This window comes from Kitasatospora sp. NPDC127116 (assembly GCF_042677365.1).
GTDB classification, from domain to species: domain Bacteria; phylum Actinomycetota; class Actinomycetes; order Streptomycetales; family Streptomycetaceae; genus Kitasatospora; species Kitasatospora lactacystinica.
The window spans coordinates 93,244-111,438 of the sequence record NZ_JBHXTL010000008.1 but is presented as its reverse complement, the minus strand read 5'-3'; the positions used below and the strand labels follow the sequence as shown (position 1 = coordinate 111,438).

Annotated in this window: 20 protein-coding genes; 10 read left to right on the top strand and 10 right to left on the bottom strand. The window is 75.5% G+C overall.

The genetic code is table 11. From position 1 onward, the window contains the following. Positions 1 to 79 precede the first annotated feature (79 nt). Positions 80 to 295 (top strand): heavy-metal-associated domain-containing protein, encoded by a 216-nt coding sequence (locus tag ACFVHV_RS05530; protein ID WP_359898470.1) that lies wholly within the window; start codon positions 80 to 82, stop codon positions 293 to 295. A gap of 67 nt (positions 296 to 362) precedes the next feature. Here ACFVHV_RS05530 and ACFVHV_RS05525 read toward each other — a convergent pair whose 3' ends face one another. Beyond that, positions 363 to 899 (bottom strand): DinB family protein, encoded by a 537-nt coding sequence (locus ACFVHV_RS05525; RefSeq protein WP_359898471.1) that lies wholly within the window; start codon positions 897 to 899, stop codon positions 363 to 365. A gap of 99 nt (positions 900 to 998) precedes the next feature. Between ACFVHV_RS05525 and ACFVHV_RS05520 the strand changes: the two genes are divergently transcribed. After that, entirely contained in the window at positions 999 to 1,970 is a 972-nt protein-coding gene (locus ACFVHV_RS05520; RefSeq protein ID WP_380348977.1) for a helix-turn-helix transcriptional regulator, read from the top strand. A gap of 69 nt (positions 1,971 to 2,039) precedes the next feature. Here ACFVHV_RS05520 and ACFVHV_RS05515 read toward each other — a convergent pair whose 3' ends face one another. Next, on the bottom strand, positions 2,040 to 3,374 hold the full coding sequence (locus tag ACFVHV_RS05515; RefSeq protein ID WP_380348975.1) for a PLP-dependent aminotransferase family protein: 1,335 nt from the start codon (positions 3,372 to 3,374) through the stop codon (positions 2,040 to 2,042). Positions 3,375 to 3,529: 155 nt separating this feature from the next. On the opposite strand from ACFVHV_RS05515, the gene ACFVHV_RS05510 reads away from it, so the two are divergent. The 4 genes from ACFVHV_RS05510 to ACFVHV_RS05495 all read left to right on the top strand — a co-directional run bounded on the left by ACFVHV_RS05510 (position 3,530) and on the right by ACFVHV_RS05495 (position 5,611). Next, complete coding sequence (locus ACFVHV_RS05510) at positions 3,530 to 4,312, top strand: crotonase/enoyl-CoA hydratase family protein (protein ID WP_380348973.1); 783 nt, start codon at positions 3,530 to 3,532, stop codon at positions 4,310 to 4,312. Positions 4,313 to 4,366: 54 nt separating this feature from the next. After that, positions 4,367 to 4,744, top strand: coding sequence for a hypothetical protein (locus tag ACFVHV_RS05505; RefSeq protein ID WP_380348972.1), 378 nt, complete (start codon positions 4,367 to 4,369; stop codon positions 4,742 to 4,744). Positions 4,745 to 4,756: 12 nt separating this feature from the next. After that, a complete protein-coding gene (locus tag ACFVHV_RS05500) occupies positions 4,757 to 5,137 on the top strand; it encodes a GNAT family N-acetyltransferase (RefSeq protein ID WP_380348970.1) in 381 nt (126 codons plus the stop codon). Positions 5,138 to 5,227: 90 nt separating this feature from the next. After that, a complete protein-coding gene (locus ACFVHV_RS05495) occupies positions 5,228 to 5,611 on the top strand; it encodes a hypothetical protein (protein WP_359898476.1) in 384 nt (127 codons plus the stop codon). 18 nt (positions 5,612 to 5,629) lie between these two features. Here the strand turns inward: ACFVHV_RS05495 and ACFVHV_RS05490 are convergent, their stop codons facing one another. Then, entirely contained in the window at positions 5,630 to 6,550 is a 921-nt protein-coding gene (locus tag ACFVHV_RS05490) for a LysR family transcriptional regulator (RefSeq protein ID WP_359898477.1), read from the bottom strand. A 71-nt stretch (positions 6,551 to 6,621) separates the two neighbouring features. After that, the gene (locus ACFVHV_RS05485; RefSeq protein WP_380348967.1) at positions 6,622 to 6,804 is read right to left on the bottom strand and encodes a hypothetical protein; all 183 of its coding nucleotides are present in this window, start codon (positions 6,802 to 6,804) and stop codon (positions 6,622 to 6,624) included. A gap of 38 nt (positions 6,805 to 6,842) precedes the next feature. On the opposite strand from ACFVHV_RS05485, the gene ACFVHV_RS05480 reads away from it, so the two are divergent. Beyond that, a complete protein-coding gene (locus tag ACFVHV_RS05480; RefSeq protein ID WP_359898479.1) occupies positions 6,843 to 7,451 on the top strand; it encodes an SRPBCC family protein in 609 nt (202 codons plus the stop codon). 245 nt (positions 7,452 to 7,696) lie between these two features. Here ACFVHV_RS05480 and ACFVHV_RS05475 read toward each other — a convergent pair whose 3' ends face one another. Together ACFVHV_RS05475 and ACFVHV_RS05470 are read right to left on the bottom strand one after the other, a co-directional pair. After that, complete coding sequence (locus ACFVHV_RS05475; RefSeq protein ID WP_380348965.1) at positions 7,697 to 10,168, bottom strand: FtsX-like permease family protein; 2,472 nt, start codon at positions 10,166 to 10,168, stop codon at positions 7,697 to 7,699. Next, positions 10,162 to 10,908, bottom strand: a complete 747-nt coding sequence (locus ACFVHV_RS05470; RefSeq protein WP_359898481.1) for an ABC transporter ATP-binding protein — start codon at positions 10,906 to 10,908, stop codon at positions 10,162 to 10,164. Before ACFVHV_RS05470 ends, ACFVHV_RS05475 begins: the two co-directional genes overlap by 7 nt. Positions 10,909 to 11,018: 110 nt before the next feature. On the opposite strand from ACFVHV_RS05470, the gene ACFVHV_RS05465 reads away from it, so the two are divergent. Both ACFVHV_RS05465 and ACFVHV_RS05460 read left to right on the top strand, forming a co-directional pair. Continuing rightward, the gene (locus ACFVHV_RS05465) at positions 11,019 to 12,323 is read left to right on the top strand and encodes a histidine kinase (RefSeq protein ID WP_380348964.1); all 1,305 of its coding nucleotides are present in this window, start codon (positions 11,019 to 11,021) and stop codon (positions 12,321 to 12,323) included. Beyond that, entirely contained in the window at positions 12,305 to 12,958 is a 654-nt protein-coding gene (locus ACFVHV_RS05460) for a response regulator transcription factor (protein WP_359898483.1), read from the top strand. The genes ACFVHV_RS05465 and ACFVHV_RS05460 overlap by 19 nt, the downstream gene beginning before the upstream one ends. Positions 12,959 to 13,009: 51 nt before the next feature. On the opposite strand, the gene ACFVHV_RS05455 is transcribed toward ACFVHV_RS05460, so the two are convergent. Next, positions 13,010 to 13,501, bottom strand: a complete 492-nt coding sequence (locus tag ACFVHV_RS05455) for an HPP family protein (protein ID WP_380348962.1) — start codon at positions 13,499 to 13,501, stop codon at positions 13,010 to 13,012. Between the two features lie 142 nt (positions 13,502 to 13,643). On the opposite strand from ACFVHV_RS05455, the gene ACFVHV_RS05450 reads away from it, so the two are divergent. Next, on the top strand, positions 13,644 to 14,861 hold the full coding sequence (locus ACFVHV_RS05450; RefSeq protein WP_380349010.1) for an amidohydrolase: 1,218 nt from the start codon (positions 13,644 to 13,646) through the stop codon (positions 14,859 to 14,861). Between the two features lie 103 nt (positions 14,862 to 14,964). Here ACFVHV_RS05450 and ACFVHV_RS05445 read toward each other — a convergent pair whose 3' ends face one another. The 3 genes from ACFVHV_RS05445 to ACFVHV_RS05435 form a co-directional block, all read right to left on the bottom strand. Beyond that, on the bottom strand, positions 14,965 to 15,870 hold the full coding sequence (locus ACFVHV_RS05445) for an immunity 49 family protein (RefSeq protein ID WP_380348961.1): 906 nt from the start codon (positions 15,868 to 15,870) through the stop codon (positions 14,965 to 14,967). A gap of 109 nt (positions 15,871 to 15,979) precedes the next feature. After that, positions 15,980 to 17,395, bottom strand: a complete 1,416-nt coding sequence (locus tag ACFVHV_RS05440; protein ID WP_380348959.1) for an erythromycin esterase family protein — start codon at positions 17,393 to 17,395, stop codon at positions 15,980 to 15,982. Positions 17,396 to 17,815: 420 nt separating this feature from the next. After that, on the bottom strand, positions 17,816 to 18,195 hold a 380-nt coding region (locus tag ACFVHV_RS05435), incomplete at its 5' end, for an amidohydrolase family protein (RefSeq protein ID WP_380348957.1).

Below are 18,195 nucleotides of genomic sequence, written 5' to 3'. Positions count from 1 at the left end.
GTTCGTCGGAGTCGACGCGTCGGGTTCGATCCGCCCGGGTCGAGCCCGTCCCGTCCGGAACGCCATCGGAGGCGCCGTCATGTCCACCACCGCCGTATTCGCCGTCGACGGCATGAGCTGCGGCCACTGCGAGAAGACGGTCAGCGCCGGGCTCGCCGTCCTGCCCGGCGTCACCGACGTCAGTGCCGACGCGCCGAGCGGCCGGGTCACCGTGGCCTCCGCGCAGCCGCTGGACGAGGCGCTGGTCCGCGGCGTGGTCGACGGGGCCGGGTTCACCTTCGTCGGGCGGGCCTGAGGACGGCGGCGGGGCCCGTCGGGTTCGGATGTCGCCGAGGGCCCCGCCGCCGTGCCGCGGGCCGGGCTCAGCCCATGCTCTTCGCACCGTCCAGCGACTCCCGGATGATGTCGGCGTGACCGGCGTGCTGGGCGGTCTCGTTGGCGACGTGCAGCAGCACCCGGCGGGCCGACCACCGGGCGTCCCCCTCGAACCAGGGGGCCTTCGGCAGCGGCTGGGTGGCGTCCAGGTCGGGGAGGACCGCCACCAGCTCGTCGGTGCGGCCGGCCACCTCGGCGTAGTCCGCGAGGACGCCGGCCAGCGTCTCGCCGGGCAGCATCCGGAACTCGTCCGCGCGGCGGGCGAGGTCCTCCTCCGTCCACTTGGTGAAGTCGGGCATCGCGGACGGGCCCTGCACGATGAACTCCGCCCAGAGCCGCTCGACGCTGGTCACGTGCTTGATCAGGCCGCCCAGACAGAGCTCGCTCGCACAGGTCCGCAGGCCGGCCTGCTCGTCGGTGAGGTCGCGGGTGGTGAAGCGCAGGAAGTGCCGCTGCTGCTCCAGGGCCGCCAGGAGGTCGGCGCGCTCGCCGGTCAGGTTCTGGGCGGTGGAGGTCGTGGTCATCGTCAAGGCCTTTCGTTCGGGTCCTGCTCCCTCGGACAAGAACAACGCTACGGACCATTGCGGCCACTTCCTGTCCTGAATCCCGGGGAGAATCGACGCATGGCGAACACCAGCACCCGGACGCTTCGACTGCTCTCCCTGCTCCAGACCCACCGGTACTGGCCGGGCGACGAACTGGCCGACCGGCTCGGCGTCTCCGTCCGCACCCTGCGCCGCGACATCGACCGGCTGCGCGAACTCGGCTACCCCGTCGAGGCGCAGCGCGGCGTCGACGGCGGCTACCAGCTGGCGGCGGGCGCGGCGCTGCCGCCGCTGGTGATCGACGACGAGGAGGCGGTGGCCCTCGCGGTCGGGCTGCAGGCGGCGGCCGAGAGCCCGGTGGAGGGGGTCGCCGAGGCCTCGGTGCGGGTGCTGGCGAAGGTCGTCCAGGTGATGCCCGCCCGGCTGCGACGGCGGGTGGAGGCGCTGCGCGCGGTGACCGTCCCGGTGGACTGGGGGACGCCGCCGGGCGCGGGCGTCGACCCGGACATCCTGACGGTGGTGGCGCTCGCCTGCCGGGACGACGAACGGGTGCGGTTCTCGTACACGGCCGCCGACGGGCGCGGCACGCAACGGCACGTCGAACCGCACCGGCTGGTCTGCCTGAACCGCCGCTGGTACCTGGTCGCGTACGACCTCGACCGGGCCGACTGGCGCACCTTCCGCCTCGACCGGCTCACCGCCCCCTCCGGCAGCGGCGCCCGCTTCGCCCCGCGCACCCTCCCGGCCGCGGACGCGGCCGAGTTCGTCCGCGCGGGCCTCAACGGCATACCCAGGCCGCACCTGGTGGAGGCCCTGATCGAGTCGCCGGCGGAGCACGTCCGGGCCAGGGTCGGCCGCTGGGCCACCGTGGAACCCGTCACCCCGGACCGCTGCCGGCTGCGGATGACCGCCGACTCGCTCGACTGGCCCGCCATGGCCCTGGGCTCGCTCGGCGCCGAGTTCCGGGTGCTCGCCCCGGACGCGCTGCGGAGCCTGCTCGCCGAGTGGAGCGCCCGCTTCGCCCGCGGGTCGGTCGAGGGCGCGGAGTAGGGAGAAGCGGGAGCGGGACGTCGGGCACGTCGGCTCGTGGTGCGGCGTGGTGGGGGCGGGGGGAGTCGGTCAGGGGGCGATGGCGTCGAGGGTGGTGCGGAGGCGGGTGAGGGCGGCGGGGAGGACGGGGAGCGGAGGTGTGGCGAGGGCCAGGCGCAGGGCGTTGGGGTGGTGGGGAGTGGTGGCGAAGGCGTCGGCGGTGGAGACCAGGATGCCCTCGGCGGCCAGGGCGGCGGCCGCGTGGTCGGGGCGCTGATGGGCTTCGAGGGTGAGCCAGAGGATGTAGGAGGTGGGGTGGGCGGTGGTGGTCAGGCCGGCCAGGGCGGTGCGGGCGACGGCCTGGCGGGCGGCGGCGTCCGCGCGGCGTTCCCGTTCCAGGCGGGCGACCGTACCGTCGGCGAGCCAGCCGGTGGCGAGGGCGGTGATCAGGCCCGGGGCACCCCAGGCCGCCGTGCGCAGGGCGGTGGTGGCGGCCCGGAGCAGGTGGCCGGGCAGGACGGCGAAGCCGAACCGCAGGCCCGGTGCCACGCTCTTGGAGAGACCGGCCAGATAGCAGGTGCGCTCGGGGGCGAGGGCGTGCAGGGGTGGCGGCGGCGCGGCCTCCAGGAAGGCGTAGGTGCCGTCCTCGATCAGGGTGAAGCCGTGGTCGGCGGCGAGCCGGACGAGGCGCTCGCGCTGTTCCGGGCCGAGCACCCAGCCGAGCGGGTTGTGGACGGTCGGCTGGGTGTACACCGCCCGCACCGGCCGGGCGCGGCAGAGCCGGTCGAGCGCGTCGAGGTCCGGGCCCGCGGCGGTGACCGGGACGGGCGCCAGGTCCAGCCCGTGGGCGGTGGCGAGCAGCTTGATGCCCGGGTAGCCGAGGGCGTCCACGGCGAGGACGTCGCCGGGGCGGGTGAGCGTCCGCAGGACGCAGTCCAGGGCCTGCTGCGCCCCGCTGGTGAGCAGGACGTTCCCGGGTGCGGTGTCGATCCCGCGGTCCAGCAGATGGGTGGCCACCGCGGCCCGGTCGTGCCGGTGGCCGCCCGGCGGATGCTGGCGCAGCAGGGCTTCGGCGTCGCCGGAGGAGGCGAGCGCGCGCAGGGCCTGCCGCAGCCGGTCGCCCTGCCCGGGGGTGAGCGGCTGGTTGAAGGAGAGGTCGGCCACCCGGGGCACCGGGAGGGCGCGGGAGGGTTCGAGGCCGTCGTAGCCGGCGCGCAGCCGGACGAAGGTGCCGCGGCCCTGCTCGCCCACCACCAGTCCGGCGGCGGCCAGTTCGGCGTAGACCCGGGTGGCGGTGGCGAGGGCGATCCGCCGTTCGCGGGCGAGGGTGCGGTGGGTCGGCAGCCGTGCGCCGGCCGGGAGCGCGCCGGAGCGGATGGCGGTCGCGTACTCGTCGACGATGGCCTTGTAGGAGGGCGGTCGCACGGGTCACCTGCCGTTCCCGGGAGTGGAGGCACGGGCGTGCACGGGTGCGCACGGGTGGGGCCCGAGTGTATCCAGGACAATAAGTGGATTGTCCTGGCCGGGAGTTCCTAGCCTCGTCACATCCAGCAGCGAGGCCAGGAACGGAGCACGCGCCCATGACCATCCGCAGCGAGCGGGACCGGCACCTCGTCACCCTCACCATCGACCGGGAGGAGAAGCTCAACGCCCTCGACTACCCGACGATCGACGCGCTGCTCGCCGAACTCGACCGGATCGACGCCGACGACACCGTCCGCGCCGTGATCCTCACCGGCGCCGGCGAGCGGGCGCTCAGCGCGGGGGCCGACATCCCGTCCCTGGCGGCCAGCGTCGCCGGCGGGCCCGAGCGGGCGCTGCGCGAGTTCGTCCGGCGCGGGCACACCCTCACCCGGCGGATCGAGGAGTTCCCCAAGCCGGTCGTCGTGGCCGTCAACGGCCTGGCCTACGGCGGTGGTTGCGAGATCACCGAGGCGGCCCCGCTGGCCGTCGCGGCCGCGCACGCGAGCTTCGCCAAGCCCGAGATCTCGCTCGGCTTCCCGCCGCCCTTCGGCGGATCGCAGCGGCTGCCGCGGCACGTCGGCCGCAAGCGCGGCCTGGAGCTGATCCTCACCGGCGACCCGATCCCGGCCGCCCGCGCCGCCGAGATCGGCCTGGTCAACTCGGTCGTCCCGGCCGGTGAACTGATGGACACCGCACGGCACTTGGCCGAGCGGATCGTCCGGCACGCGCCGACCGCCGTGGCCGCCTGCCTGCGGGCCGTGACCCGGGGCATCAACCTGCCGATCGACGAGGGGCTCGCGGTGGAGGCGGCGGCCTTCGCGGCGACCGTGCCGACCGACGGCGTCCGGGACGGCATCCGGCGCTTCCTGGACCGCTCGTCCTCCGGCGCGGCCTCCTGAGGCGGGTGCGGGAAATCCGTTGTCCGGTGGCGGTCGAGGGCCGATCATGACGGAATGTCGGATCTCCTCGCCCGCGTGACCGCCTTCCGTGCCGCCTTCGCCCGCCGCCAGGCGCAGGAGGTCATCGAACTACCGGAGTTTCCCGGGGTGTTCGCCGTCCGGAACGCCGAGTACGGACGCTCCGAGGAGCACAACCAACTGATCGTCGAGGGGCCGGGAACCGACCCGGCGGCGCTGCCCGGGCTGGCCGCCCGGTGGCTGGGGCCGCGCGACCGGTACCGCGTCACCGTGCTGGACCAGGAGTCGGGCGGGCGAGCGGCCCCGGTACTGGCGGCAGCGGGGTGGGAGCGGCAGGGCGAGGTGATCCTCACCCGCTCGACGGACGGCTGTACGCATCCCGAACCGGCCGCGCACCCCGTGGAGTTGGACTAGGTGCGGGAGGCGGTGCTGCGTCAGCAGCGGGAGTGGATCGAGGACGAGGAGCTCGCCCGGCAGCTCACCGACCGCCGCGCCGCCCGGCTGCGCGGTGCCGGGCGGGTGCACTTCCTGGCCGCGCGGACGCCGACCGGCGAGGTCGCGGCCTGGAGCGACCTCTATCTTGAACCGTCCGCCGGGCTCGCCCAGTTGGAGGACCTGGTGACCGGCTCGCGGCACCGCGGCGCGGGGCACGGCGACACCCTGCTGGCGACCGGCCTGGCGCTGGCGGCCGAAGCCGGCATCCCCCGGCTGTTCCTGCTCGCGGACGCGGTGGACTGGCCGCGCGCGTGGTACGGCCGCCGGGGTTTCGCGGAGATCGGGCGCGGCCACTCCTTCTACGGCCGCTGAGCCGCTGCGGCCACGGAGCTTCTACGGCCACGGAGTTTCGTGCGGCACTCGCCCGGCGCCCCGTACGGCGGCGCCGGGCATCATGGAGCCATGGACCGGTACGAGGACCTCCCCGGCGAGGTCAAGGTGATCGACACACCCACCCTCCTGAGGCTGCAGGAACGGGCGGAAGGGCTCGGCCTCTCCCAGCGGTTGGGCCGGGCGTGGGTGCGGGCCCATGCGGATCCGCAGGGACGGCACTGGCTGCGGCCGGCGCTGTGGCACGGGCTGACCCACCGGCCGGAGCTGCCGAGGCAGTTGCGCTGCGAGGCGGCGCTCGCCGTGCGGGGCGGGGACCGCGTGCGCAGCCTGCTGGACGTCCTGCCGGAAGACTTCGCCCCGCTGCGGACGGCGACCTCCCGGGACAGGGTGTGGATGCCGGACGGAGGCGTCCTGTCGGCAGGGGACTGGACCGCCCGGCAGGACGAGGGGTAGCGGCGGCCGGTCGCCGGGTCAGTCCCTCCCCGGTCCGACGGCCGGCGGGGTTCCGCGGCCGCAGTGGGCGGCGACGGTGTCCGCGAAGGCGCGGGCGAGCGGGCCGAGGTTCTCCCAGTCCCGGACGGCCCAGCCCGCGGTGAGGGCGGGCAGGTCGGGCAGCGGGAGCAGCCGCAGGCCGGGGTGGCCGGGACCCTGCCACTGCGGGAGCGCGGGGACGACGGCGTGGCCGAGGCCGAGTTCGGCGAGCAGGATCGCGGTGTCCCAGTCCGCGACGCTGGTGTCGAAGACCGGCCGGACACCCGACTTGCCGAGCCAGGCCTCGACCTGGGAGCGGGAGACGGAGTTCTGCGGCAGCCCGATCAGCCGGGTGTCCTGGAGGTCGGCGGGCGAGATCCGGGCCCGGCCGGCGAGCGGGTCGCCCGCCGCGACCGCGAGCACCCAGGGCAGGTCGACCACCGGCCGCTGGTCGATGCCCCGGGCAGGGACGCCGAGGGTGATCCAGGCGAGGTCGGCCCGGCCGGCGTTGAGCGACTCCAGGCAGCTGCGACTGGAGACCTCCGTCTGGAACTCCAGACTGACCTGGGGAAAGCGCCGCCGGAAGTCCACCACGGCCGCGGACATGAAGTGCCGGATGCTGGTGGCCCCGGTGGTGATCCGTACGGATCCGCCCTCGCCGCGCGCGAGTTCGGCGATCCGGTGCAGCGCCTGGTCGATGCTGCCGAGCCCGGTGCCGACCGCCGCGCGCAGCAGGCTCCCCGCCCTGGTCGGGACGACCCCGCGCGGGTGGCGCTCGATCAGGGCGAGGCCGACCTCCCGTTCGAGCCGCTTCACGTGCTGGCTGACGGCGGACTGGGTGCGGTTCAGGTCGCGGGCGACGGCGCTGAGCGAGCCGGCCCGGCAGACCGCGGCGAAGACGCGGAGGTCGTCGATGGTCACGGGGACCCAAGGTATCGCTTGGGGGTACCCCAGTAAATCGGCGGATTGACTTGGATGTTCCGCGGGATCGATCATCGATCCAGGGCCCAGGGCGGCAACCCGCCCGCTGTCCTCGCCGGCGTTCCGGACGCCGTGGCGGGGGCACGGGCGGGTGTCGACCCGCATCCGCGCAAGGCGATGTGCGCGCCGGTGTGCACATCGATGGTCAGGTTGCCGTTCATGGTGATGCGCACGGTCACGGTGCGCACGTTCACGATGTGCGCGGTGACGTACGACGGGAGGGGGAACGGGCATGCGGTACGCCGATGGTCCGGGTACGCGGTGCGAGGTGTTCGTCGGGGCGCCGGTGGAGCGGGTGTGGGAGCTGGTGACGGACATCGGCCTGCCCGCCCGGCTCAGTCCGGAACTCCACCGCGTCGCCTGGCTGGACGGAGCGGACGGCCCCGCGCCGGGCGCCCGCTTCGAGGGGCACAACACCCGTGCGGGCATGCCCGACTGGCGGACGGTCTCCGAGGTGACGGAGCTGACCGGGCCGGCCGGCGGAACGGGGCCGGCCGGTCCCGACGGCCGCCGGGTCTTCGCCTGGGGGGTGATGGACGCGGACGGCCGCTACGGCGAGCCGGTGTCCGACCTCGGCGGGGCACTGGCCCGGTGGCGCTTCGAGCTGACCCCCGAGGGCGACGGCACCCGGCTGCGCCAGTCGGTGGTGATCGGCCCCGGCCGCAGTGGCGCCAGCCTGGTCATCGACGCCAAGCCGGAACTGGAGGAGAAGATCGTCGACTTCCGGCTGAACGAGCTGCGCACCGGCATGACGGCCACCCTCGAAGGCATCAAGGCGCTGGCCGAGCTGGGGGACCGGGCCCGGCCCGAACGGCGGGACCGGGCCCGGTCCGAGCGCTGATCCCGAACCCGCGGTGCGGGACGGGCCGACCGGACCGGCCGCCGGTCCGGTCCGCCGGTCGTGTTCCGCTGACGGCTGTCGTGGCCGGTCCCGGTGATGGTCCTCCTGGATCCGGCCTGCGACCGGTGGGCCGCCGTGCAGGACGATCCGGGCCTGCTGCCGGTCGAACTGCCGGGCGGAACGGACGACCGGGAGCAGCCGATCCGCGTGGTGGGCCGTCAGTCGGTCGTCAGTCAGTCAGTCAGTCAGTCGGCCGGTCGGGCGCCGGGCCGGCGCAGTGCCGCCCGGGCCGGCAGCACGCCGGCGAGCAGGGCCAGGAGCAGGCAGAGGCCGGTGGTGAGGGCCATGGTCGACCAGGGCAGGGCGAGGTCGACCCGGGTGCCGAGCCGGGCGGAGAGGCCGGAGCGGACGCCCGCCAGGGTGACCACCGCGATCAGCAGGCCGAGCGCGGCACCGATCCCGACCACCAGGGTCGACTCGGCGGCCACGATCCGCAGCACCTGACGGCGGGTCGCGCCGGACAGCCGCAGCACCGTGAAGTCCCCGGCCCGCTGGGCGGTGGCCATCAGCAGGGTGTTGGCGACGGCCAGGCTGCTGCAGCCGAGCGACGTGCCGATCAGGACGACCAGGAAGATCCGGACCAGGGCGTCGTCCTCGGAGGTGGTGCGGGAGGCGTACTCGGCGCTGCTCAGCGCCCGGGCGCCGAGCGGGGCGAGGACGGCCGACGAGGTGGCGCCGGCGGTGTGGACGACCGAGGTGAGCGCCGACGGGTCGTGCGCCCGGACGGTGCGGGTGGTCAGCAGCACGCTCGCGGTGGCGGAGCCGTCGGTGATCTCCGCGACGACCGTGACGTCCACGGTACTGCCGTCCTCGAAGGTGACCGGGACGCGGTGGCCGGTGGTCCAGCCCAGCCAGGCGGCCGTGCCGGCCTTGACCACCATGGTGTTCTCGCCGGTCAGGCCGTCCAGGGAGCCGGAGGTGACGGTCATCCGGGTGCGGGCCGCGCGGAACGCGGCCTCGCTCATCCCCACCGCGCCGACGTGGTCGGTGCCGCCGGCGTAGAGCCGGGTGGGCAGCAGCGAGGCACCGCCCGGTACGGCGGCCACGGCGGCGTCGGAGAGCCCGGGTGTGCCCTGCGGGGTGACCACCGAGGTGGCCTGCTGCCGGACGGTCTCCTCCAGCGCGTAGCCGCTGGCCCGCAGCTGGAACAGTCCGGCGATCAGCACCGCGAAACCCACCGTCACCAGCACTGGAGCGGCGGTCGAGGCGGTGCGTCGGACGGCGGTCACCGCACTCTCCCGGGCCACCGCGGCGGTGGCGCCGCGCAGCCCGGACAGCGGCCGGCAGACCGCGCGGACGATCGGCGGGAGGACGGCGGGTGCGAACAGCATGAGCCCGACGATCAGCGCCATGGCCGCGTAAAGGGCGTTGTTGATCATGCTGTCGGACTCGCTGCCGGCCGCGACCACCACCAGCCCGAGCCCGAGGGCGGTGCACACCCCGCCGGCGATCCACCGGCCGCGGGTCATCGGCCGGTGTTCGACGGCGGCCTCGCGCAGCGCCTCCAGCGGGGCCGTCCGGGCCGCCCGGCGGGAGGCCGACCAGACCCCGAGCAGCGCGACCACCAGGCCCAGCGCGAAGGAGCCGAGCAGCGGCAGCGCCCCGAACCGTACGGTGAATCCGGCCGGCTCCAGTCCGCCCTCGACCATCAGCGCGCCCAGCGCGGGCGCCATCAGCGCGCCGAGCAGCACGCCCGCGCCGCCGGCCGCGACGCCCACCCCGAGCGACTCGGCGTACACCGTGCGCGCGATCTGACGGGGGGTGGCGCCGATGGTGCGCAGCAGGCCGAACTCGCGCCGCCGCTGGACGATCGCGAAGGCGAAGGTGGAGGCGACCACGAAGACGGAGACGAAGGCGGTCAGCCCGGCCGTCGCGGTCAGGATCTGCAGGCCGATCCAGCGGGTCTTCTCGGCGCTCCTGTCCTCCAGGGCGGTGAGCGCGGCGCCGTGCAGCACCGTCCCGTCGCCGCCCACGGCGGAGGCCGCGGCCGCGGCGACGGCCGGGACGTCGGCGCCCGGCGCGGTGACCAGGCCGATCACCCGGACCCCGGGGGCGAGCGCCTCGGCGGCGCGGTCGGACAGGTAGAGGGACGGCGGGTCGACGGTCCCGGGGGCGGTCCCGGGGGCAGTTCCTGGGACGAGGCCGGACACGGTGTAGCGGGCCGGCCCGGCGGCGGTGAGCAGGGTGACCGGCGAGCCGGGCGCCAGGCCCAGCGAGGCGTCCAGCACCACCTGGTGCTCGTCGGCCGGCGGGCCGCCCGCGACGAGCCGCTCGGGCCCGAACGCGGTGCCGGACCAGTTGCGGCCGCGCGGTTCCGGGCCCGGGGCGCCCACCGGCCTTCCGTCGATCACGGGTTGGGCGTAGAAGGCGCGGTCCGGCACGGCCCGGTCCACGCCCGGAACGGCGGCCAGGGCGCGCAGCAGCTCCCGCGTGCGTTCCCGCGACCAGGGCCGGCCGGGGGTGAAGGTGCCGTCGGACTGGTCGACGGCGGGGCTCTGCACCACGACCCGGGTGCCCGCGTAGCGTCGGGGCACCTCCGGTTCGGCCGAGGTGAGCACCAGGGCGGTCATGGCCAGGACCGTCACGCCCAGGCCGAGCGCGACGAAGGTGCCGAGGAGGGACGTCCAGCGGGCGCGGACGGTGGCGAGGCTCAGCATGCCGGGGCCTCCAGGGCGGCCATCCGGCCGGCGATGACCGCGGCCCCGCTGCGGCCGTGCAGCTCTTCCACGATCCGTCCGTCGGCGAGCAGCAGGACGCGGTCGGCGTAGCCGGCGGCGGTCGGGTCGTGGGTCACCATGATCACGGTCTGCCGGTGGCGGTCGACGATGCCGCGCAGCAGGGTGAGGACCTCGCGCGAGGTACGGGTGTCCAGGGCGCCGGTCGGCTCGTCGGCGAACAGCACGGCGGGCCGGGTGATCAGCGCCCGGGCGATCGCGACGCGCTGCTGCTCGCCGCCGGACAGCTCGCTCGGCCGGTGCCCGCCGCGGTGGCCGAGCCCCACCTCGGCGAGTGCCGTGGCGAGTTCGGCCCGGTCCGGGCGGCGTCCGGCCAGCCGCAGCGGCAGGGCCACGTTCTGTTCGGCGGTCAGCGCGGAGACCAGGTTGAAGGACTGGAAGACGAAGCCGAGGCGCTCGCGGCGCAGCAGGGTCAGCCGGGTCTCGTCCAGGCCGCCGAGTTCGGTGCCGTCGATCACCACGGTGCCGTCGGAGACCCGGTCCAGGCCGGCCGCGCAGTGCAGCAGCGTCGACTTTCCGGAGCCGGAGGGGCCCATCACCGCGGTGAAGCTGCCGCGCGGGAAGGCGACGGTCACATCGTCCAGTGCGGTGACGGCGCGGTCGCCGGTGCCGTACTGCTTGGTCACGGCCCGCAGGAGGACCGTGTCGGTCGAGTTCGTCATGGTCCCAGGCAACCCGTCAACGGTGGCGGAGCGCAGGGGTGTTGGGGCGAGAGCAGAGGTAGTGCCAGCACCCCTGCGGCGGGCGGTGGGCGGCGGCTAGGGTCGGCAGGGTGATCGCTGTCCGCAACACCCTGGAGGCGCTGGCCCAGCGGCCGTCGGCGTTCCTCGGCTCCGTGTGGCCGTGGCGCGCGCTGGGCTTCCTGCTCGCGGGAGCCGCGGTGGGGGCGACGGCCGCCGGGCTGGCGGCGCTGCCGGTGCTGCTGTGGGGCGGGCTGGGACCCCTGGCGGTGGCGGTCGTGCTGCCGCCGCTGGCCCTGGCGGGGCGGGCGGTGACCGGGTACGAGCGGTGGCGGCTGCGGCTGGTGCTGCCCGGGGCGGGGCCGTCGGGGCGGGTGCGGTCGGGGCGGGTGGTGCCGGGGTCGGTACCGTCAGGGTCGGTACCGTCGGGTCCGGGTCCGGGGCCGGGGCCGCGGGGCGGGGCGGAGGGGCGGCGCGGACGTGCCCGCGAACTGTTCCGGGGGCCGGCGGCCCGGCGCGACCTCGGCTACGGGCTGGTCTCCCTGCTGCTGCTCTGGTGGATCGACCTCGGACTGGTCGCGGTGGGCCTCGGCACCCCGCTGTTCCTGCTGGCCGCCCCGTTCCAGCCCACCGCGAACCCCACCGCCTCCTGGCTCGGACCGCTCGCCGGACTCGTGCTGCTCCCGGTGGCGGCCTACCCGCTGGCGGCCTGGGCGGGGGTACGGGCGGTGACCGCCCGGGCCGTGCTGGAGCCCGCCGAGAACGAGCTGACCCGGGTGGTGGCCTCGCGGGCCCGACTGGTGGACGCGTACGAGGTGGAACGGCGCCGGATCGAGCGCGACCTGCACGACGGCGCCCAGCAGCGGCTGGTCTCGCTCTCCGTCAGGCTCGGCCTGGCCGGTCTCGACCTGCCCGAGGACTCGGCCGCTGCCCGGCAGGTCCGGGAGGCCCGGGAGGAGGTGCGGACGGCGCTGCGGGAACTGCGCGAACTGATCCACGGCATCCATCCGCAGGTCCTCACCGACCGGGGACTGGAACCGGCGGTGCGGGACCTCGCGGGCCGCTCGGCGGTGCCGGTGGACGTCGACGTCGCACTGCCCGGGCGGCCGCCCGCCCCGGTCGAGGCCGCCGCCTACTTCGTGGTCTGCGAGGCGCTGGCGAACGTGGTCCGGCACAGCGGCGCCCGGCGCGCCTCGGTGCACGGCCGTGCGGCGGCGGACGGGCTGGTGCTGGAGATCCGGGACGACGGGGCCGGCGGCGCCGACCCGGCCGCCGGCACGGGCCTGCTGGGCATCAGCGACCGGCTCGCCGTCATCGACGGCACCCTGTGCCTGCGTTCCCCGGCCGGTGGGCCGACCGTCCTGCGAGTGGAGATCCCGTGCCTGCACTTCGGTTAGTCGTCGCGGAGGACTCGGTGCTCCTGCGGGAGGGCCTGGTCTCCCTGCTGGAGCGGTTCGGGCACACCGTGGCGGCCGCCGTCGGCGACGCCCCGGCACTGGTCGAGGCGGTCCGGGAGCACCGGCCGGACGTGGTGGTCGTCGACGTCCGGATGCCCCCGGACAACACCGACGACGGACTGCGCGCGGCCCGCCGGCTGCGCGAGGAGGATCCGCGGCTGCCCGTCCTGGTGCTCAGCCAGTACGTCTCGCAGGGGTACACCGCCGAGCTGATCTCCGCCGGCGACCGGGGTGCGGGCACCGGCTACCTGCTCAAGGACCGGATCGGCGAGGTGCGGGAGTTCGTCGCCGCCCTCACCGACGTGGCCGGGGGCGGGACGGTGGTGGACCCGGAGGTGGTCCGCCAGCTGCTGACCCGCCGGCACGACCCGCTGCAGCGCCTGAGCCCCAAGGAGCGCGAGGTGCTGGCGCTGATCGCGGAGGGCCGTTCCAACGCGGCCGTCGCCCGCCGGCTGGTGGTCACCGAGGCCACGGTGGCCAAGCGGATCGCGAGCATCTTCACCAAGCTCGACCTGCCGCAGGCACCGGACGACCACCGCCGGGTGCTGGCGGTGCTGAGGTACCTGGGGTCGTGAGGGCCCGCCGCGGCCGTGGCCGCGGTCGCGGCCGTCGGTTCGGCGTGGCCGTCACCAGGACACCGGGTAGCGGACCGGGTGCCTGCCGATCCTGCCGGGCAGCAGGCCGATGACGACCAGCAGCACGGTGGCCAGGACGAGCAGCGGGAGGAAGGGCACCGGGTGCGGGGCCTGCAGGACCACGATCACGGCGGTGGCCGCGGCCGGGGAGTGCGAGAGGTGGGTGAGCATCATCGCGCCCAGCGAGAGCCCGGCGGCCACGGCCGCGCCCCAGGTGGTGCTGCCGGTGACGGCCAGGGTGGCGAAGCCGATCAGGGCCGACATCAGCTGGCCGCCGATCAGGTTGCGCGGCTGCGAGATCGGCAGCGCGGGCGCTCCGTGCACCAGCGCGGCGCTGGCGGCCAACGGCGGGATCAGCAGCGGTTGGTGGAGCAGTACGCCCACCCCGACCAGGAGGAGCAGGGCGCCGATGGCGAAGACGGTGGCCCGCAGGACGTGCAGCGGGTGCGGCCTGGGTGTGGCGGCGGGCGGTGGCGTGGACATGCGTGAGCGACTCCGGACGGGGGACAGGGACCCGGAGATGATAAACAGACTGTTGAATGAAAGGTAGGACGTTTTGCCTGTCGGACAGGATCCGTCCACGGCGCCGGACCACCTCGGGAACCAGAGCGAGAGCGAGCAGCCGATGACCACGCCTTCCGTCACCGTCTTCCGGGACGTCCGCCCGTACGGCGCCGACCGGGCCGTCGACCTGGTCGCCGTGGACGGCCTGCTGGCCGAGCGGGTCCCGGACGGGGCGGTGCCGGAGGTGGTCGAGGGCGGTGGCCGGATCGCGCTGCCCACCCTGGTGGACGCGCACATCCACCCCGACAAGACCGCCTGGGGCGAGCCCTGGTACAGCCGGCGCCCGGCGGGCTCGCTGCCCGAGTACGTCCGGGGCGACGTCGACCTCCACCGGCACCAGCGCACCCCGCTCGCCGACCGCGCCCACCGGCTGCTGAGCCACGCCGTGGCGCGCGGCACCCGCGCCGTGCGGGCCCACGTGGACGTGGCGCCCGCGTACGGGCTGGCCGGGGTGACCGGGCTCGCCGAGGTGCGCGAGCGGCTGGCCGGCGCGCTGGACGTCCAGCTGGTGGCCTTCCCGCAGCACGGCGTCCGGCGGACGCCCGGCGCGGGCGCGCTGCTCGCGGAGGCGGCGGCGAGCGGACTGGTCGACGCCGTCGGCGGCATCGACCCGGCGGGCTTCGACGCCACCCCGGCCGGGGGCGGCGACGGTGAGGGGCCCGCCCAGCTGGAGCTGCTGTTCGGCCTGGCCGAACAGCACGGACTGCGCCTCGACATCCACCTGCACGACCGGGGCGAGCGCGGCCTCGGCCCGCTGCGCGACATCGCCGCGCGGACCAGGGCGGCCGGACTGGCCGGACGGGTGGTCGTCAGCCACGCCTTCTGCGTCCCCGAACTGACCGGCGCCCCGCTCGCCGACCTCGCCGCCGAGCTGGCCGAATCCGGCGTCGGCCTCACCACCGTGGCGCCCTCGGCCCACCAGGTGCTGCCGTTCCGCGAGCTGCGGGTGCACGGGGTGCGGGTCGGGCTCGGCTCGGACGGGGTGCGCGACTCGTGGAGCCCGTACGGCAACGCCGACATGCTGCACCGCGCCCACCTGCTCGGCTGGACCACCGACGCCCGCACCGACGAGCAGCTGGCCGACTGCTTCGCGCTGGCGGCCGACGGCGGCGCCGAACTGCTGGACCTGCCGGCCGCCACCCTGGAGGCCGGCTCGCCCGCCGACTTCATGCTGGTGACGGGCGAGTGCCTGCCGCAGGTGGTGATCGACCTGCCGAGGCCCGAACTGGTGGTCCGCGCGGGCCGGGTGGTGGCGCGGGACGGGCGGTTCGCGGGCTGAGCGGCGCCGCGGGGCCGGTCCGGGGCCGGTCCGGGCCGGTGCGGGTTGTCGGGGTCGGCGGGGCCGGTGCGGGCCGGTCCGGGCCGGTCGATCCGAGGAGCGGTCAGCCCGCGCCGACCAGCGTCGCCGGGAGGTAGCCGGAGGATATGCCCAGCTCCCACCCGTGCGCCTGGACCGCGAGGGCGGCGAGGGCGATCGGGACGACCGGGAGCAGGGTGCGGGGCCGGGCCGTCGCGGGCGTGCTGTCGCGGTGGAGGGCGAGGCGGGCGGCGAGTGCCTCCTCGAAGGCGGCCCGGTCGTCGTCCAGCAGGACCCGCAGCAGCCGCTGGTCCGGGCTCAGCCCGCCGGGCGCCGCCCCGGCCGCGGCGTCCAGGCCCCGGGCGGCGGCCGCGCGCTCGTCGGCGTCCGGCTTGCGCAGCGGGACGGGACCGGGGGCGATCCACGGCGGCCGCTCCGTCTCCACGACGAAGAGGTACGAGCAGAGAGCCGTCATCCCGGCCAGGTCCGCGGGCTCGGAGACGGACGTCAGGTCCGAGTGGGGCAGGCCGTCCCGGACCGCGGGCGCGTAGTCCTCGACGAGCAGCGGGCCGAGCATGCGGTCGCGGTGCGGCAGCAGACCGCCGATCAGGCACATCGCGAAGGCCTCCACCCAGGTCGCGGCCGTGGGCGCGAAGTCCACGACCGGACCGAAGCGGACGTCCTCGCTGTCCAGCGTCCTGCCGATGTACGGGAAGGGGACGTCGAAGTCGCCCCGGGGGAAGCAGCCGAGCTGGAGCACGCCGAGGGCGCACTCGGCCGCCGTCCACAGGGCCGCGCGGGCGTCGGCTCCGGTGAGGTCCCCGTCCTCCAGGGAGAGGGCGGCGACGTGGTCGAGCAGCTCCTCGCCCATCGCGCGGACCGACCCGATGGTCAACTTGTCCTCAAGGTCGTACCAGTGGCCGAGCGCCCGGCCGCGGACGTCCCCCAGGGCGTCGCGGATCCGCTGCTGGACCACAATGTGACGCGTCACTTCCCGCACGTGCTGGTGCCTCCCCGTCGATGGTGCGGTCCGTCGTCCCGCGTACCCGTGCTGACGGAGAGGCACGCTAGCAGCGACCACCGACACCGGGAGCCGGCGCTCAGAGGAGGCGGGCCGCGCCGGTCTCGTGGAGGTGGACCAGCGCGTCGTAGGCCGGGCCGATCGCCAGCCGCGGCAGCGGGTCGCTGTGGAACACCGTCCCGGCGTCGTAGGTCGGGCGGGCGGTGTCCAGCCAGGAACGGGTGGCCGGCGGGGCGGAGCGCAGGTCGACGTAGTAGTCGCGGGGGCGCACCCGGTCGAGGACGTACTCGTTCATTCCGGCGGTGGCCGGGGGAACGGTGACCTTCTTCCAGACGGGGGCGAACGGGGAGTCCTTGGTGAGGAACGAGCCGCGGCCGAAGGTGAGACCGATGGCGACGTAGCCCGTGCCGAGGGCGTCGCGCAGGTACTCGCCCTGGGTCCTGGGGTAGAGCTCGGGGTCGCTGCTCCGGTACCCGACATGGCCGTTGTGCGCGGACAGTAGCACCTTCCCGCCGGTGCGGCGCTGCCACCAGAGGGTGTTGTCGGTCATCGCCCGGTCGCGGAGCTGCTGCATCGCGGCCACGTCGGCGGTGTCCTCCAGGTTCACCGCGCTGAAGGCGAAGGTCAGGGCGATGCTCCGGGCGTGCTGCAGCGCCCACGCGTACGCCTCGTCCTCCTTGCCCCCGGCCCCGGCCGCGCGCCCGGCGGCGGTGACCAACTCCAGCGTCCGCTGCGCCACGACGGCGTTCTGCCGCCGCTCGGCGAGCGGCCGCGTGGTGACGTAGCCGATGGCGTCGTCGAAGGGGCGCAGGCCGGCGTACAGCTGCTCCAGCCGCGGCAGCGACCCGGGGGCGGCCTCGCGCACGTAGGCGGTCACCCGGTCGAAGAGCTGGTCGCCGATCGCGGGGAAGTTCAGGTCGTCGCCGAGGAAGTGGACCGGGCGCAGCGGGTTTTCACGGTTGTGGTCGCGCATCCAGTCGATCAGGTCGGCGAACTCCTGGCGCTCCCAGGGCGAGGTGCCCATCGTGTCCTTCACCAGCTGCCGGGCGTCACCGCCGGTGCGGCCCTGGATGTAGTCGTCGATCCGCAGGCCGCTGGACCAGCTCGTCTCCAGGGCGAAGGTGGTGAACCCCTTCTCCTCGACCAGGTGGCGCAGCACCCGCTGCTTCAAGGTGAAGAACTCGTGCGCGCCGTGCGTGGCCTCGCCGAGCCCCACCACCGTGGCGTCACCGATCATCGTGCCCAGCGGCCGCAGGTCGGTGGTCCGGCCGGCGGGTTCGGTGGACCGCAACGGGTGGGCGAGAGCAGCCAGTTCGCGGACCACGGTGGAGGTCTGACGATCCGTCCGGTTCGCCGTCTCCGGCTGGTCGGCGCTCGTCGACTGGTCCGCGCGGGCCGCGGGGGCGAGCAGGGTGGCGGTCACGGCGGCCGCGGTGGCGGTCAGCAGGGCGCGTCGGTCGATGCGCTTGTCGCGCTCCTCGCTGCGTGCGGTCATGTCGGGCTGCTCCTCGGTTCCTCGAACCATCGATCCGCCGGTACGCCGATCCGTCAATTCGACGGTTCGGGCAGCCGGTTCGATGGGTGCGAACGGTTCGCCGACGAATGCCGGCCAACGAATCGTCGATCACCGAGGGGCGGCGACGCGCTGGGGAACACCACCGGATCCGGCGGGGGGACAACCCCCGGGAGGTCCGGCGCTCCCGGCGGGGCGGGTCGGAGCGCGGGACCACCGTACGGACAACGGAAGCGGAAGACAACGGAGTGCGGGGGCTGCGCGGTTCAGCACGAATGGACACGGACACAGACACGGACACGGACACGGACGCGGGCCCGGACGCGGGCCCGGGCGGCCCCGCGTGCCCCCCGCCCGGGGGTGCACGGCGGGGCCGCCGGGCGTTCGCTGGCTACGGCCGGTTCAGAGCGAGGCGGACCGGTGGGTGGGACGGCCGTCCAGGACGGTCAGCAGGACGGGGAGGTCCGCCAGTTCGGTGGCCGGGGTGGTGAGCGGGTCGGCGGCGAACACGGTGAGGTCGGCGCGGTGGCCGACGGCGATCCGGCCCGCCAGCTGCTCCTCACCAGCGGCGCGGGCGGCGTTGGCGGTCATCGCCAGCAGCGACTCCAGAGCGGTGAGCGCCTGGCCGGGGTTGTGCGGGGCCTGGCTCAGGTCGCGGGTGGGGCGGCGGTGGGGGGGGCCCCCCCCGGCGCCCCCCCGCGGGGGGGTGGGGCTCGGCCCGGCCCCGCCGGGGGCGACGGGGGCGGCCCGGGCCCCGGGGTGGCGGCGGCGCCCCCCCCGGG

Coding starts and splice junctions, on each gene's coding strand:
- ACFVHV_RS05475 (WP_380348965.1), bottom strand. CDS start 10,168: ATGCTGAGCCTCGCCACCGTCCGCGCCCGCTGGACGTCCCTCCTCGGC.
- ACFVHV_RS05510 (WP_380348973.1), top strand. CDS start 3,530: ATGACCATCCGCAGCGAGCGGGACCGGCACCTCGTCACCCTCACCATC.
- ACFVHV_RS05450 (WP_380349010.1), top strand. CDS start 13,644: ATGACCACGCCTTCCGTCACCGTCTTCCGGGACGTCCGCCCGTACGGC.
- ACFVHV_RS05480 (WP_359898479.1), top strand. CDS start 6,843: ATGCGGTACGCCGATGGTCCGGGTACGCGGTGCGAGGTGTTCGTCGGG.
- ACFVHV_RS05505 (WP_380348972.1), top strand. CDS start 4,367: ATGTCGGATCTCCTCGCCCGCGTGACCGCCTTCCGTGCCGCCTTCGCC.
- ACFVHV_RS05530 (WP_359898470.1), top strand. CDS start 80: ATGTCCACCACCGCCGTATTCGCCGTCGACGGCATGAGCTGCGGCCAC.
- ACFVHV_RS05520 (WP_380348977.1), top strand. CDS start 999: ATGGCGAACACCAGCACCCGGACGCTTCGACTGCTCTCCCTGCTCCAG.
- ACFVHV_RS05455 (WP_380348962.1), bottom strand. CDS start 13,501: ATGTCCACGCCACCGCCCGCCGCCACACCCAGGCCGCACCCGCTGCAC.
- ACFVHV_RS05495 (WP_359898476.1), top strand. CDS start 5,228: ATGGACCGGTACGAGGACCTCCCCGGCGAGGTCAAGGTGATCGACACA.
- ACFVHV_RS05525 (WP_359898471.1), bottom strand. CDS start 899: ATGACCACGACCTCCACCGCCCAGAACCTGACCGGCGAGCGCGCCGAC.
- ACFVHV_RS05440 (WP_380348959.1), bottom strand. CDS start 17,395: ATGACCGCACGCAGCGAGGAGCGCGACAAGCGCATCGACCGACGCGCC.
- ACFVHV_RS05470 (WP_359898481.1), bottom strand. CDS start 10,908: ATGACGAACTCGACCGACACGGTCCTCCTGCGGGCCGTGACCAAGCAG.